The organism is Streptomyces sp. PT12 (genome assembly GCF_003311645.1).
In the GTDB taxonomy this organism is placed as follows: Bacteria; Actinomycetota; Actinomycetes; order Streptomycetales; family Streptomycetaceae; genus Streptomyces.
This window is the reverse complement of sequence record NZ_QEST01000014.1, coordinates 135,043-148,322: the sequence shown is the minus strand read 5'-3', so window position 1 is coordinate 148,322 and position 13,280 is coordinate 135,043. Positions and strand designations below refer to the sequence as shown.

13 protein-coding genes are annotated in these 13,280 nt (G+C 74.1%); 3 read left to right on the top strand and 10 right to left on the bottom strand.

What is annotated here, in order from left to right; translation table 11 throughout:
- Positions 1 to 46: 46 nt before the first annotated feature.
- From cobT to DEH69_RS01385, 7 genes are all read right to left on the bottom strand, one after another.
- The gene (gene cobT, locus DEH69_RS01410) at positions 47 to 2,809 is read right to left on the bottom strand and encodes a nicotinate-nucleotide--dimethylbenzimidazole phosphoribosyltransferase (protein WP_113685005.1); all 2,763 of its coding nucleotides are present in this window, start codon (positions 2,807 to 2,809) and stop codon (positions 47 to 49) included.
- A gap of 157 nt (positions 2,810 to 2,966) precedes the next feature.
- Complete coding sequence (gene cbiE, locus DEH69_RS01405) at positions 2,967 to 4,211, bottom strand: precorrin-6y C5,15-methyltransferase (decarboxylating) subunit CbiE (RefSeq protein WP_113685004.1); 1,245 nt, start codon at positions 4,209 to 4,211, stop codon at positions 2,967 to 2,969.
- Between the two features lie 271 nt (positions 4,212 to 4,482).
- Positions 4,483 to 4,617, bottom strand: coding sequence for a hypothetical protein (locus DEH69_RS32285; protein ID WP_258534358.1), 135 nt, complete (start codon positions 4,615 to 4,617; stop codon positions 4,483 to 4,485).
- A gap of 262 nt (positions 4,618 to 4,879) precedes the next feature.
- Complete coding sequence (locus tag DEH69_RS01400; RefSeq protein ID WP_113685003.1) at positions 4,880 to 5,491, bottom strand: GNAT family N-acetyltransferase; 612 nt, start codon at positions 5,489 to 5,491, stop codon at positions 4,880 to 4,882.
- A 109-nt stretch (positions 5,492 to 5,600) separates the two neighbouring features.
- Positions 5,601 to 6,476: a MetQ/NlpA family ABC transporter substrate-binding protein gene (locus tag DEH69_RS01395; RefSeq protein WP_113685002.1), complete on the bottom strand. Its 876-nt coding sequence runs from the start codon at positions 6,474 to 6,476 to the stop codon at positions 5,601 to 5,603.
- Between the two features lie 31 nt (positions 6,477 to 6,507).
- Positions 6,508 to 7,179, bottom strand: a complete 672-nt coding sequence (locus DEH69_RS01390) for a methionine ABC transporter permease (RefSeq protein WP_113685001.1) — start codon at positions 7,177 to 7,179, stop codon at positions 6,508 to 6,510.
- Complete coding sequence (locus DEH69_RS01385; RefSeq protein ID WP_113685000.1) at positions 7,176 to 8,189, bottom strand: methionine ABC transporter ATP-binding protein; 1,014 nt, start codon at positions 8,187 to 8,189, stop codon at positions 7,176 to 7,178. The genes DEH69_RS01390 and DEH69_RS01385 overlap by 4 nt, the downstream gene beginning before the upstream one ends.
- A gap of 413 nt (positions 8,190 to 8,602) precedes the next feature.
- On the opposite strand from DEH69_RS01385, the gene DEH69_RS01375 reads away from it, so the two are divergent.
- Positions 8,603 to 8,980, top strand: coding sequence for a hypothetical protein (locus tag DEH69_RS01375; protein WP_113684998.1), 378 nt, complete (start codon positions 8,603 to 8,605; stop codon positions 8,978 to 8,980).
- Complete coding sequence (locus tag DEH69_RS01370) at positions 8,973 to 9,422, top strand: hypothetical protein (RefSeq protein ID WP_113684997.1); 450 nt, start codon at positions 8,973 to 8,975, stop codon at positions 9,420 to 9,422. The genes DEH69_RS01375 and DEH69_RS01370 overlap by 8 nt, the downstream gene beginning before the upstream one ends.
- Before the next feature lie 15 nt (positions 9,423 to 9,437).
- Here the strand turns inward: DEH69_RS01370 and DEH69_RS01365 are convergent, their stop codons facing one another.
- Both DEH69_RS01365 and DEH69_RS01360 read right to left on the bottom strand, forming a co-directional pair.
- Positions 9,438 to 9,929 (bottom strand): GNAT family N-acetyltransferase, encoded by a 492-nt coding sequence (locus DEH69_RS01365; protein WP_113684996.1) that lies wholly within the window; start codon positions 9,927 to 9,929, stop codon positions 9,438 to 9,440.
- A gap of 227 nt (positions 9,930 to 10,156) precedes the next feature.
- The gene (locus DEH69_RS01360; RefSeq protein WP_113684995.1) at positions 10,157 to 11,308 is read right to left on the bottom strand and encodes a glycerophosphodiester phosphodiesterase; all 1,152 of its coding nucleotides are present in this window, start codon (positions 11,306 to 11,308) and stop codon (positions 10,157 to 10,159) included.
- Positions 11,309 to 11,563: 255 nt separating this feature from the next.
- Between DEH69_RS01360 and DEH69_RS01355 the strand changes: the two genes are divergently transcribed.
- Complete coding sequence (locus DEH69_RS01355; RefSeq protein ID WP_113684994.1) at positions 11,564 to 12,244, top strand: 1-acyl-sn-glycerol-3-phosphate acyltransferase; 681 nt, start codon at positions 11,564 to 11,566, stop codon at positions 12,242 to 12,244.
- Between the two features lie 64 nt (positions 12,245 to 12,308).
- Here DEH69_RS01355 and DEH69_RS01350 read toward each other — a convergent pair whose 3' ends face one another.
- A complete protein-coding gene (locus tag DEH69_RS01350; protein ID WP_113684993.1) occupies positions 12,309 to 13,280 on the bottom strand; it encodes an aldo/keto reductase in 972 nt (323 codons plus the stop codon).

Sequence of the window (13,280 nt, the reverse complement as noted above, 5' to 3'; positions counted from 1 at the left end):
GGGTCGGCAACGCTTGACGTCCATACGGCTAGCTCTTCTCGCTCTTCTAGCTCTTCTCCGTGACTCCGGCTCCGTCGAACGTCGCGACCTCGCGCATCGCCCTGGCCGCGCTCTGCACCACGGGGAGGGCGAGCAGCGCGCCCGTGCCCTCGCCGAGGCGCAGGTCGAGGTCGACCAGGGGGCGCAGGCCGAGCGCGGTGAGCGCGGCCTGGTGGCCCGGCTCGGCGCTGCGGTGGCCCGCGATGCACACGGAGACCGCCTCGGGAGCGATCGCGCGGGCGACGAGGGCGGCGGCGCCCGCGCTGACGCCGTCGAGGATGACGGGGACGCGCAGGGAGGCGCCGCCGAGGATCAGCCCGGTGAGGGCGGCGTGTTCGAGGCCGCCGACGGCCGAGAGCGCGCCGAGCGGGTCGGTGGCGTCGGGCTCGTGGCGGGCCAGGGCGCGGCGGACGACATCGACCTTCCTGGCGTGGGTCTCGTCGTCGATGCCGGTGCCGCGCCCCGTGACCTCGGCGGGCTCGGCGTCGGTGAACACGGCGATCAGGGCGGCGGAGACGGTGGTGTTGGCGATGCCCATCTCGCCGGTCAGCAGCGCTCGGTTGCCGCCCGCGACCAGGTCGCGGGCGGTCTCGATGCCGACCTCGAGGGCGCGCAGCGCCTCGTCGCGGGTCATCGCCTGGCCCTCGGTGATGTCGCCCGTGCCGGGCCTGACCTTGCGGGGCACCAGCCCGGTGGCGCCGGGGAGCTCGGCGCGCACGCCGACGTCGATCACGCAGACCTCGGCGCCGACCTGGGCGGCGAAGGCGTTGCACACCGCTCCCCCGCCGAGGAAGTTGCCCACCATCTGGGCGGTGACCTCCTGGGGCCATGGGGTGACGCCTTGGGCGTGGACGCCGTGGTCCCCGGCGAAGACGGCGACGGCCGCGGGCTCGGGGACGGGCGGGGGGCACGAGCGGGAAAGCCCGCAGAGCTGGGCGGAGATGACCTCGAGGGCGCCGAGCGCGCCCGCGGGCTTGGTCATCCGCTTCTGGCGCTCCCACGCCTCGCCGAGGGCCTGGGCGTCGAGCGGGCGGACCTCGGCAAGGGTCTCGCTGAGCAGGTCGTGGGGCTCGGAACCCGGAAGCGCGCGGCGGCCGTACGCCTCCTCGTGGACGACCCAGGAGAGCGGGCGGCGCTGGGCGGGGCCGCGGTCGGCCGCGTCGCCATCGGCGGGGAACGCGTCCACGTGGCCCACGCACAGGTAGGCGACGATCTCCAGGTGCTCGGGGAGGTCGAGGGCGCGGACGAGCTCGCGCTCGTCGAAGAAGCTGATCCAGCCGACGCCGAGGCCCTCGGCGCGGGCGGCGAGCCAGAGGTTCTCCACGGCGAGGGCCGAGGAGTAGGGGGCCATCTGCGGCTGGGTCGGGCGGCCGAGGGTGTGGCGGCCGCCGCGGGTGGGGTCGGCGGTGACGACGATGTTGACGGGGGCCTGGACGACGGCCTCGGCGCCCAGCTCCCTGAACTGCTTGGCGCGGGCCTTGGGGAGGGAGCTCGCGTATGCCTCGCGCTGGCGCTCGACGAGCTCGTGCACGGTGGCGCGGGTCTCGGGCGAGCGGATGATCAGGAAGTCCCACGGCTGGGAGAGGCCGACGCTCGGGGCGGTGTGGGCGGCCTGGAGGACGCGCAGCAGGACGTCGTGCGGGATGGGGTCGGGGCGGAAGCCGCGGTGGACGTCGCGGCGTTCGCGCATCAGGCGGTGAACGGCCTCGCGCTCGGGCTCGGGGTAGGCGGGCGCGGGGGGCGCGCTCGGCGCCTCCTGAGCGGGCGCGGGCTCCGGCGCGGGGGCTTGTTCAGTGGCCTGTTCCGCGGGGGCGGGCGCGGGCGCGGCTTCCGCGACGGGGGTCGAGGGCGCCGAGGGCGCGCTCCTGGGCGCGGGCACCGCGGCAACCGGCTCGGGAGCAACCGGCTCGGGAGCAACCGGCTCGGGAGCAACCGACTGGGGGGCAACGGGCTGGGGGGCAACGGGCTGGGGTGCGGGCGCCGTTGGCGTAACGGGCTCGGCCTGCGCGGGAATGGGCTCGGCGGGCTGGGGCTTGGGCTGCGCCTCGGCGGCGGGGGCGGGCGCGGGGGCCTGCGGCTCGGGGGCCGCGGGCTCCGGCTCGGGCGCGGCGGGGGCGATGGGCTGCCACGCCCCTGGCGGGGTGGGCAGGGTGCCGGGCAGCGGGCTGGGCGGGGGCGCGCTCGGCGCCTCCTGCGCGGGCGCGGGCGCCGGGGCGGGCTCGGGCTGCGCGACGGCTGGGGCGGGTGGGGGCGCGGCGGGGGCGGGCGCGGCCCGCACGGGCACGGCCTCCGGCTCGGGCTGCGCGGAGGGCGCCTGCTCCCGAGGGGCGGGCGCGGGGGTCGGCACCCCGGCCTGGGGTGCGGCGGCCGCCGCGGCGGGCGGGGCGGGGACCGGCTCGGGAGCGGGCTGCGGCTGGTGCGGCTGGGGCTGGTGCGGCTGGGATGGGGGTTGGTGCTGCTGGGAGGCGATGTCCAGATACTCCGGCTCGGTGGGCGTGGGTCCCGGCGGGGGAACGGCGGCGAGCCGCTGCGTGCTGGGCTCGGCCGCCACGGCGCGCGGGCGGGGAGCGATCGCGGCGTCGCCCCACGCGCCGTTCGCGCCGGGCATCAGCAGATCCTCGTCCTCGGCGTCGCCCGCCTCGTCGGGCTGGCCGGGGAAGGGATAGACGGCGGAGCCAGGAACCCCGGGCTGCGGCACCGGTCGCTCCGTCGGTCCGCCCGCCGGCTCCGGCTGCGGCGCCCCTTCCGGCATCTGGCCGGGGTCCGTCATGCGTCCACCTCGCCCATCGCACGTGCTCCTTCCAACCCCGGACATTGATGGACGAATCATCAAGTCCGGCTGACGGCACAACGATCCATGAGCCTACCTGGGCCGACGCCCCGCGCTGATCACGGGTGCACGAGTGGCCCCGGATGATCCCGGTTTGTCACCGGGGTGTCGACAGACGACTGGCGACGAGCAGAAAGACAACGCTCCTGCCGCGTTCCGACCAGTCCGCGGTCTCCAGTTCGACGGACTGGAGCAGGGTGCACTCGACCGTGAAGCCCGCGCCCGCCAGCACCCGCCCGGCCGCCTCGGCCTGATCGCGCGTCATCGCGTGGGTCACGAGCCGCTGCGGACGGCGGTCGGCGCAGGCGGCCAGCGTGCGCTGCCCTCCCCCGCCGACGCGGATCACATCGGGCTCGGGCAGGTCCTCGAGAACGTGGGGCGCGACGCCGTGAACGGCGTGGACCTGGAGCCCGAGCCGACGCGCGGCGGCCTCCGCGCGCGCGCACGCCTGGGCGTCGCGGTCGACGGCGATGACGGCCGAGCCGAGGCGGGCGGCCTCGACGGCCGCGATGCCGTCGCCGGTGCCCACGTCCCACAGCAGGTCGCCCATGCCGGGGCCGAGGGCGGCGAGTTGGAGCGCGCGCAGGCGGCGGTCGCGCCCCGCGCCCTCCGGCGCGTCCCCCGGCGCGGACGGCCCGTAGGCGGAGCGTTCGAGGCCGATCCCGCGCGGCTGACCCGAGGCGGCGGGGTCGAGCCCGGCCAGCCAACTGGTGTCGGCCGACTGGGTGCTGCCGCTGCCGCTGCCGCCTATGACGATGACCAGGTTGGGGTCGGTCCAGCGGTGCTGGGAGACGGTGTCCGAGGTGAGGACGGAGACCCGTTCCGCCTCGGTGCCCAGGGCCTCGCAGATAACGAACGTGCGATGCACCTGGCCGAGCAGCAGGGCGATCTCGGCGGGGCCCGCGCCGGGCGAGGTGAGGACGGCAACCTTGGGGTGGGCGCGGCAGACGTTGACCGCGCGGCGCAGGGTGCGGCGGTTGGCGACGACGACGCGGGCGTCGTCCCAGGGCATCCCGGCGCGGGCGAACGCGACGGCGACGGCCGAGACGGCGGGGACGACCTCGACCTCGAGGCCATGGGCGGGGTCGCGCAGGTCGCGCACGACGCCGAAGAACCCCGGGTCGCCGTCGGCGAGCACCACGGCGGTGCCCCGGTGCGCGGCGATCCGGCGCGCGGCGAGGGAAACGCTCCCCAGGCGCACGCGCTCGGCGTGCGGGGGGACTTCGGGCAGGTCGAGGTGGCGGGGGGCGCCCGCCACCAGGGTCGCCGCATGGAGCGCTGCGCGGGCGGCGGGGTCGAGCGGGGAGCCGTCCCATCCGATCACCGTGACGCGGTCGGCCATGGTCGGGCTGCTCCTGTAGGACTCGCTCGCACGTCGGGGACGGCGTCGAGCCTAATCCGTTTCCCGCGATCGCGGTGCACCGGGTGCGGGGGGACCGGGCAACTCACCGATGCCGTGGGCGCCGTCGCCCGGTGGGTGGCGACGGCGCCCACGCGAGCGATGTCGAGCGAGCGATCAGCTCACGGGCGCGGACGGGGCGGGGCGCGGACCGGGCGGGGCGCGGACCGGGCGGGGCGGGGCGGGGCGGGGCGGGGGGCGTCGTACGCGTCGATCAGCGCGACGTCGACGCCAGGTCGCCCCGCCCGTCGGGCGAAGTACCCACGCCATTGCGGGCGTTCATCCCCTCGGTATACGAGGGCGGCACGTCGTCCTCTTCGGTGCCCCAGTCGTCCGGGGCGTCCGACATATCGAACGTCAGGGTGCCGCCTGCCGGAGCGGACGAACGCCGCGTCGACCCAAGACTCGCTCCGCGGCCTGTGGTTGACGCGCAGGCCCGCGGTGCAGCGCGCGTCGGGCCCGGCACCCGGCGCGTCGGTGGTGATGACGCGGCCGCCGCCGACGGGGTCGATGACGACCCTCTCGAACATCGGGTCGGACGGGGACGGGCCGCCGACATTCCCTTCACACGGTGGCCATGAACGGACCCGAAGGTGGATGAGAAAGGCCGATCAACCCGCGCTGTACTGCACGGGCGGGGCGTCCTCGAGGTCCTCGGGGAGCAGGCCCCAGACGATGAGGTCGGTGCGGATGTCGGTCCAGCCGCCGTCCTCGGTTCTGGAGCGGACTATGAGCGCGTTGCGCAGCACCCCCTCGCTCACGCAGCCGATCTTCTGGGCGACCTGCTGGGACGCGGTGTTGCCCGCGGCGGTGCGCAGCTCGAGGCGTTCGAACTTCTGGTCGTGGAAGAGCCAGTGGGCCGTGGCCAGGACGGACTCGGCGGCGTAGCCCTCGCCCCTGGCCCAGGGGGCGACGACATAGCCCACCTCGGCGGACAGCGCGTGCCAGTTGGTGTTCATGAGGTGGACGCTGCCGACGAGCCGGTGGGTGAGCAGCTCGTTCACGGCGAAGACGATGCCGCGGCCCTGGGTGCGCTCGGCCGGGGCGCGGCCCGTGATCCAGCTCCGCGCCTCCGCGTGGGTGTAGGGGATGGGCACGGACGTCCAGGCCGCGGTGAGCTCGTCGTTCATCATCGCGGTGAGCTCGGGGATGTCCGCTTCCTCGAACGGGCGCAGCACCAAGCGGTCGGTGCTGATGGAGATGTCGGGGAAGGTGGATGTCATGCGCCTCTCCCTGCCGGGGTTACGGGGGGACAGCATGCAGTATGGGCGGGGCGGGCGCGGCGCCGGTGACCGGGCCCCTCACGGGGCCCGGTCGGGTGATGACGCCGGGTCAGGCCGCGGGCTCGCCGAAGGCGGGGACCACGGAGCCCTGGTAGGTGTCCTCGATGAACTGCCTGACCTCGTCGGTGTTCAGCAGCTCGGCGAGGGTGGTGATCCGGGGGTCGTCCTCGTCCCCTGCCCTGACGGCGAGGAAGTTGGCGTAGGGGTTGCCCTCGGAGTCCTCGATGACGAGGGCGTCGTCGGCGGGCGTGATGCCCGCCTCCAGGGCGTAGTTGCCATTGATGATCGCCGCGTCGAAGTCGTCGAGGGCGCGGGGCAGGGTGGCCGCCTCCAACTCCTCGAACGACAGGCCGCGGTCGTCGGTGATGTCGGCCAGGGTGGCCTCGACGCCGACGCCCTCGGCCAGCTCGATCACGCCGTTGTCCGCGAGGAGCTTGAGCGCGCGGCCCTCGTTGGTGGCGTCGTTGGGCACGGCGATGGTGTCGCCATCGGCCAGGGCGTCGGCGCTGTCGAGGGTGTGGGAGTAGAGGCCGAGCGGCTCGAGGTGGACGTTGACCACGGGGACGATGTCGGTGCCCTGGTTCGCGTTGAAGTCGTCGAGGTAGGGCTTGTGCTGGAAGAAGTTGGCGTCCACCTCGCCGGAGTCGAGTGCGGTGTTGGGCAGGACGTAGTCGGTGAACTCGGTGACCTCCAGGTCGAGTCCGGCCTCCTCGGCGAGGTCTTCTCTCACGAAGTTCAGGATCTCGGCGTGCGGGACGGGGCCCGCGGCGACGTTCAGGGGGGCGTCGCCCGAGCTCTCGCCGCCGCCGTCGCCGCCACCGGTGTCCGGGTCGGAGTCGGTGCCGCAGGCGGTCAGGGCGAGGGCGAGGGCCGCGGTGGCGGCCAGGGCGGTGCCGGTGGTGCGGAGGGTGCGGGTGCTGCCCATGGCGGGTGTGCCTTTCGGGTGGTGGCGTGGTTCAGCCGGTGGAGCGTTCGCGGCGGTGCAGGAGGCGGACGATGCCGTCCCCGAGCAGTTGCACCGCCGTGACGATGACGATCAGCACGACGACGGTGGCGAGCATGAAGCCGTTCTCGAAGCGCTGGTATCCGTAGGTGAGGGCGAGGGTGCCGAGGCCGCCGCCGCCCGCGGCGCCCGCCATGGCGGAGTAGCCGATGAGGGCGATGACGGTGGTGGTCAGCCCGGCGACCAGGGAGGGCAGGGCCTGGGGCAGCAGCACCTTGAGGACCACGGTCCAGGTGGAGCCGCCCATGGCCTGCACGGCCTCGACCAGGCCGAGGTCGACCTCGCGGACGGCCGTCTCGACCAGGCGGGCGAAGAACGGGATGGCACCGATGGCGAGCGGCACGACGGCCGCGGTGGGGCCCACGGCGGTGCCGACGACGAAGCGCGTGAACGGGATCAGCGCGACCATGAGGATGATGAACGGCAGCGAGCGGCCGATGTTCACGATCACGCCGATGACCCGGTTGACCACGGCGTTGGCCAGCGGGCGCCCCCGGTCGGTGAGCACGAGCAGAACGCCGAGCGGGAGCCCGCCGACGACGGCGTAGAGAGTGGCCCAGCCGACCATGTAGAGGGTGTCGATCGTGCCCTGTTCGAGCAGGGGCCGCATCTCGTCCCAGGTCATCGCGGCTCCTCCCCCGGCAGCTCGACGGTGAGGCCCTGGTCGCGCAGGAAGGCGAGGGGGGCGGCGTTCTTCTCGGCGGGGCCGGGGAGCTCGACGCGCATCCGGCCGATCTGGCGGGTGCCGACCCTCTCCACGGTGGCGCCCACGATCGAGACGTCGATGCCGTGGGCGCGGGCGAGCCGGGAGATCACCGGGGCCCCGGCCGCCTCGCCGTGGAACGTCAGGTCGACCACCGTGCGGTCGGGGCCGCGGTCGGCGGTGCCCAGTGGGAAGAGGGCGTGCGCGAGCCGGGAGCCGGGGGTGGCCAGCAGGTCGTCGACGCGGCCCGACTCGGTGAGGCGGCCGTTCTCCATGAGCGACGCCGAGTCGCACACGGCCTTGACCACGTCCATCTCGTGCGTGATGAGCAGCACGGTCAGGCCGAGCTGCCGGTTGAGGTCGCGCAGCAGGCGCAGCACGGATCCCGTGGTCTCGGGGTCGAGGGCGGACGTGGCCTCGTCGGACAGCAGCACCTTGGGGTCCCCGGCCAGGGCGCGGGCTATGCCGACGCGCTGCTTCTGGCCGCCCGAGAGCTGGGCGGGGTGGGCGCGGGCGCGGTCGGCGAGGCCGACGAGGTCGAGGAGCTCGACGGCCTTGCGGGCGCGCTCGCGGCGGCCGAGTCCCTGGATCTCCAGGGGCAGCTCGACGTTGCCCTGGGCGGTGCGCGAGGAGAGCAGGTTGAAGTGCTGGAAGATCATGCCGATGCCGCCGCGCGCCCGGCGCAGCGGGCGGCCCGCCCTGTTGCCCTTCCCCGCGAGGGCGGTCAGGTCGAGCCCGTCGACGGTCACCGTGCCCGAGGTGGGGCGCTCCAGCTGGTTGACACAGCGGATCAGGGTGGACTTCCCCGCTCCGCTGCGGCCTATGACGCCGTGCACCTCACCGGGCTCGACATGGAGGCTGACGCCGTCGAGCGCGGTGACGTCGCGGCCGCGCGCGCGGTAGACCTTCGTCAGGTCACTGATGGTGATCACAGTGGGATTCCATGGCTCTCTCGCGCCAGGGCGTGCGGGATCACGGGCGCGCGGGCGCGCACGCGGGGGCACACACCTGGCGTGGCAGGGGATTCAGGGACGGGCGGTGTCGCTCAGGGGCGCCTGGTGCCGGGGGTCAGGGCCGGGGCAGGGGCCGGGTGTCAGGGGCCGGGTGTCAGGGGCCCTCAGCGGTCGCCCATGCGACAACAACAACGAGCGCCGGGCATCGGGGCTGCCTGGGCCAACCGGAAACGGCTGCTCGTCGTGGTCATACGCACCAGTAAAACACGCGTTCCCCCGCACCACCGTCGCAGACTGTGGTGGTGTGGCCAACGCCACGTCGCGACCGCCAGCGGGCCGACGAGGCGCCCCCGGCCAGCGGGCGCGCGGCGGGGGCCCGTTAGAGTCGGCGCATGCTCACGCCACTGACCGTGACCGTCGGGGTGACCGCGCTGCTGCTGGCCCTGTGGTGCGGATACGCGGCGCTGCGCGACCAGCCCGTCAAGGACTGGCACTACCTCGGGATGGCGCTGGTGCTGCTCCTCGCGCTGGCGCAGCTGGTCATCGCGCTCGCGCAGCTCTCGAACGGCGAACGGCCCGCGGGCGAAGGCACCGCGGTATTCGTCTCGTACCTGGTGTCGATCCCGCTGTGCCTGCCCGTGGTCGGGGTGGTGGCGCTGGGCGAACGCAGCCGCTGGGGCTCGGCCACGGTCGCCGCTGGCGCCCTGGTGCTCGCCGTGCTCCAGCTGAGGCTCGCGGATGTGTGGTCGGGAGGCACCGGCGGTGGCTGAGGGTACGGCGCGACGGACCGCGGGGAGCGCGGGTCCCGATCTGCGGCAGGGGCCGGGGCGGCTGCTGGTCACGCTCTACGGCGTCTTCACCGTGGGCGCGGCGTCCCGTTCGGTGTATCAGCTGTCCACGCGCTTCGACGAGGCGCCGCTCGCCTATGTGCTCTCGGCGGTGGCCGCGCTGGTGTACGCGTTCATCACCGTCTCGCTGGTGCGCGGCGGCGAGGGCGCGCGGCGCGTGGCGCTCGTGGCGTGCGCGGCCGAGCTGGTGGGCGTGCTGACCGTGGGGACCTGGACACTGATCGATCCCTCGGCGTTCCCCGACGCGACCGTGTGGTCGGACTACGGCCTTGGCTATGTCTTCTTCCCGCTGATCCTGCCGGTCACGGGGCTGCTGTGGCTGAGAAGGGCCAGGCCAGCCCCGCGCGAGGAGGGGCGGGCCTGAGAGGGTCGAGGGGCCTCACGCGCCCGCGGGGATGGCGTCCTTCTCCAGGGTGACCAGGCTCAGCTGCCGGGAGATCTCCTCCGTGGCGACCGGGGCGTAGCCGAGCCTGCGGTAGAGGCGCAGGGTGCCCTCGCTGCGGTGGCCGGTGAACAGCCGGTAGCGCGCCGCGTCGCGCTCGGCCGCCAGGCGCCGCTCGATCTCGGCGAGCAGCCGCCCGCCGAGGCCGTGACGCTGCATGCGGGGGTGAACGATGAGGCGGCCGATGCACGCCGTGCCGTCCGCGTCCACCCGGCCCCTGACGGAGCCGACGACCTCGCGGCCGAGCCGGGCCACGAGCACGCATGTGTCGGCCACCTCGGCGCGCAGCTCGGCGAGGGTCTCGGTCAGCGGGTCGATGCTGTAGTCGCCGTAGAGCTCGGCCTCCGACTGGTAGCAGAGGTACTGGAGCTTCAGGATGTACTCGGCGTCCTGCCCAGTCGCCTTGTCGATCGTCACGCTCATGCCCATGTGCGCATGCCTCCTGATGAGGTGTGGAGCCGGCCTCGAGGGGTGGGGAGGCCGCGCCCTCGGCTGGCGTTCGCCCTGACGACGCGGGTCGGTCGGACCCGCGCCGTCTGCATTGTGCTGGGCGGCGCGGGCCCGGGGGAATGTGCGGGAGCCAACTGGCTTGTGAGATTCCCGACTCCGGAGCGCAGCTGACCGTTCGCCGGGTGTTCCCGCGGCGAACGGCCGGGTCAGCGGCGGAAGTCGGCGGCGGCGAGCAGCGCGGTGTCGGGGTGGTCGGCGAAGACCCCGTCGATGCCCGTGCCGAAGTAGGTGGCGAGGGCGCCGAAGACGTCGCCGTAGGCGTGGGGGTCGTCGCCGCGGCGGAACTCCGCGGGCAGGTAGCGGTTCTCGTTGCGGAGCGTGTACGGGTGCACCAGGAGGTCGGCGTCGTGGGCGTCGCGGACCAGGCGCGTGGGCTGGTCGAGCGAGCCGTCGGACTTCCTGGGGATGACGAGGTCGAGCGTCGGGCCGATGCCCTGGGCGTACGCGGAGATCTCCCGCAGGCCGCGACGGGTGATCAGGTCGGCGACGGTGCGCGGGTCGCCCGCCTCCTGAAGGTCCCAGGGCCGCGAGTCGGCCGAGGAGAACAGCACCACGCGCGGGGTCTCCACCAGGTCGGCCATGCGCCGCATGCTGGTGGGCTCGAACGACTGGAGGATCACGGGGGCGCTGGCGCGGTGGAGGCGGTGCCTGCGCAGCAGGTTCGCCAGCGGGCGTTCGAGGCCCAGGCCGATGGAGCGGAAGTAGGTGGGGTGCTTGGTCTCGGTGTACAGCCAGACAGGACGGCCGCGGCGGCGGCCCTCGTCGGCGGCCCAGCGCAGCACCTCGTCATAGGTGGGTATGCGCCAACGGCCGTCGTACAGCGTGTTGTTCGGACGCTGGTCCGGGATCCGCTCGGTGGCCCTGAGGGTTCTCAGCTCCTCCAGCGTGAAGTCCTCGGTGAACCAGCCGTTCAACTCCACCCCGTCCACCGTCTTGGTAGTGCGGCGGTCGGCGAACTCGGCGTGGTCGGCCACGTCGGTCGTGCCGGTGATGTCGTTCTCGTGGCGGCAGACGAGGTGCCCGTCCTTGGTGGGGACCAGGTCCTGCTCGATGATGTCGGCGCCCAGGTCGAGGCCGAGCTGGTAGGAGCCCATGGTGTGCTCGGGGCGGTAGCCGGAGGCGCCGCGGTGGGCGACGATCGTCGGCGTGCGCAGGTCGTCCGTCGCGGCGCGGCCCGCGGGGCGGCCGACGGCGCCCGCGGGGGTCGCGGTGCCGAGGAGGGCGGCGGCGCCCGCGCCGGCGACCGCCGCGCCGAGCATGGCCCGTCGGCCGAGGGGTGAGGGGTGGTGAGCTGCCATGGTCTCTCCGTTGGGCTCGGTCCCGTCGTGGCCGCTTCTCCCGCGCCCGCGGGTGCGGGAGAAGCGGCCCCGTGATCGCGGACGATCGTAGGGACGCGGGCCCGTTCGTACAGGTACGCGGAGGGAAACAGTCGACGAAGGCACATCAAAGCCGAGTATCGGCGGTGTCCACCCCGTGCGCGACGTGGGCCGAAGCGCGAGTATCGTCCTCAAGGCTGCGGAGGTACGCACGCCCATGACCGACCGGAGGGGAAGTTGTCCCGTTTCCTGCTGCTGAAGGTGCTGCTCGGCCCGTTGCTGAGACTCTTCCTGCGACCGCGGGTCGAGGGGGCCGAGCGGATCCCCGGCAGTGGTCCGGTGATCCTCGCCGGGAACCACCTCACGTTCATCGACTCGATCCTGCCGCCGCTGGTCCTGGAGCGGCAGGTGTTCTTCATCGGCAAGGACGAGTACGTCAAGGGCCGCACGCTCAAGGGGCGGCTGATGGCCTGGTTCTTCACGTCCGTCGGGATGATCCCGGTGGACCGGGACGGCGGGCACGGTGGCGTGGCCGCGCTGATGACCGGGCGCAGGGTGCTGGAGGAGGGCAAGATCTTCGGGATCTACCCCGAGGGCACCAGGTCACCCGACGGACGCCTGTACAGGGGCCGCACGGGCATCGCGCGGCTGACCCTGATGACGGGCGCCCCCGTGGTGCCGTTCGCGGTGATCGGCACGGACCGGGTGCAGCCGGGCGGCAGGGGACTGCCGAAGGTGGGCAGGGGGCGGCGGATCACCGTACGGTTCGGCGAGCCGCTCGACTTCTCGCGCTACGACGGGATGGAGCGCGACCGCTATGTGCTGCGGGCCGTCACCGACGAGGTGATGACCGAGGTGATGCGGCTGTCCGGGCAGGAGTACGTGGACATGTACGCCACCAAGGTGAAGGCGGCCTAAGCCGTTCCCCTTAACCGCTGGGTCCCCTTCACCGTCAAGGTCCCCTTCACCTCCAAGGTCCCCTTCACCGCCAGGGCAGCGCCGAGCGCTGGGCCCAGTAGGCGGCGGGGGGTTCGGCCAGTCGGGTGAGCCGGTCGAGCTGGTCCTCCGTCAGCCTGACGTGGGCGGCGGCCAGGTTCGAGGCCAGCTGGTCGACGGTGGCCGCGCCCGAGAGCGCGAGCCCGGCCCATGGCCGGTGCAGCACCGCGGCGAGCGCGACGGCGTCCGCGGCGACGCCGTGCTCGTCGGCGACGCGGCGCAGCGCGGGGGGCGCGCCGGGCGGGGCGAGGCGCCCGTTGGCCATGACCTCCTTGGCGATCACGGTCAGGCCCGCGGCGTGGGCCTCGGCGAGCGCGGGTCCCGCTGACGGCTCGAGGACGTTGAACGTGGACTGCACCGCCCCGAACAGCGGGCGGCCCTCCACGGTGACCTCGAGGGCGGCCCGGATCGCGTCGGCCTGGCCGGGACCGCTGGTGGACAGGCCCACGGTGACGCCGTCGGCGGCGAGCCGCGCCAACCGGTCGAGCACGGCCGGGTCGTTGAGCGCCGGACTCTCGGGGGTGACGGAGTGGATCTGGTAGAGGTCGAGGCGGTCGCCGAGCAGGGCGCGGGTCTGGGCGTACTGGCGGTCGAACGTCGGGGCGCCGTGGTCCTTCACCTCGTGGACCTCGGCGTCCACGCGCCAGTCGGCCGTGTAGGTGTAGCCCCACTTGCTGCCGATGACCTGGTCGGCCGCGTCGGGCCGCGCGGCCAGCCACCCGGCAAGGAACTCCTCGGCCCGCCCGTAGGAGCGCGCGGCGTCGAAATAGCGCACGCCCGAGGCGCGCGCCGCGTCCATGAGCCGGTGGCTGCGCTCGCGCAACGCCTCGGGCGTGCGGTCGACCGGCAGGTCCCGGTCCCGGCCCAGGGTGAGATAGCCGGGGCGGCCGACGGCGGCCAGGCCGAGGCCGATGCGGGCGGTGGGGGTGGCCCCGGGGTCGAAGCGGGCGAACGGCAT

What these genes read in the sequence shown, in the direction of transcription:
- DEH69_RS01390 (WP_113685001.1), bottom strand. Translation starts at nt 7,179, where the DNA reads ATGACCTGGGACGAGATGCGGCCCCTGCTCGAACAGGGCACGATCGAC.
- DEH69_RS01365 (WP_113684996.1), bottom strand. Translation starts at nt 9,929, where the DNA reads ATGGGCATGAGCGTGACGATCGACAAGGCGACTGGGCAGGACGCCGAG.
- DEH69_RS01375 (WP_113684998.1), top strand. Translation starts at nt 8,603, where the DNA reads ATGCTCACGCCACTGACCGTGACCGTCGGGGTGACCGCGCTGCTGCTG.
- cobT (WP_113685005.1), bottom strand. Translation starts at nt 2,809, where the DNA reads ATGACGGACCCCGGCCAGATGCCGGAAGGGGCGCCGCAGCCGGAGCCG.
- DEH69_RS01400 (WP_113685003.1), bottom strand. Translation starts at nt 5,491, where the DNA reads ATGACATCCACCTTCCCCGACATCTCCATCAGCACCGACCGCTTGGTG.
- DEH69_RS01350 (WP_113684993.1), bottom strand. Translation starts at nt 13,280, where the DNA reads ATGCCGTTCGCCCGCTTCGACCCCGGGGCCACCCCCACCGCCCGCATC.
- DEH69_RS01360 (WP_113684995.1), bottom strand. Translation starts at nt 11,308, where the DNA reads ATGGCAGCTCACCACCCCTCACCCCTCGGCCGACGGGCCATGCTCGGC.
- DEH69_RS01395 (WP_113685002.1), bottom strand. Translation starts at nt 6,476, where the DNA reads ATGGGCAGCACCCGCACCCTCCGCACCACCGGCACCGCCCTGGCCGCC.
- cbiE (WP_113685004.1), bottom strand. Translation starts at nt 4,211, where the DNA reads ATGGCCGACCGCGTCACGGTGATCGGATGGGACGGCTCCCCGCTCGAC.
- DEH69_RS32285 (WP_258534358.1), bottom strand. Translation starts at nt 4,617, where the DNA reads ATGTCGGACGCCCCGGACGACTGGGGCACCGAAGAGGACGACGTGCCG.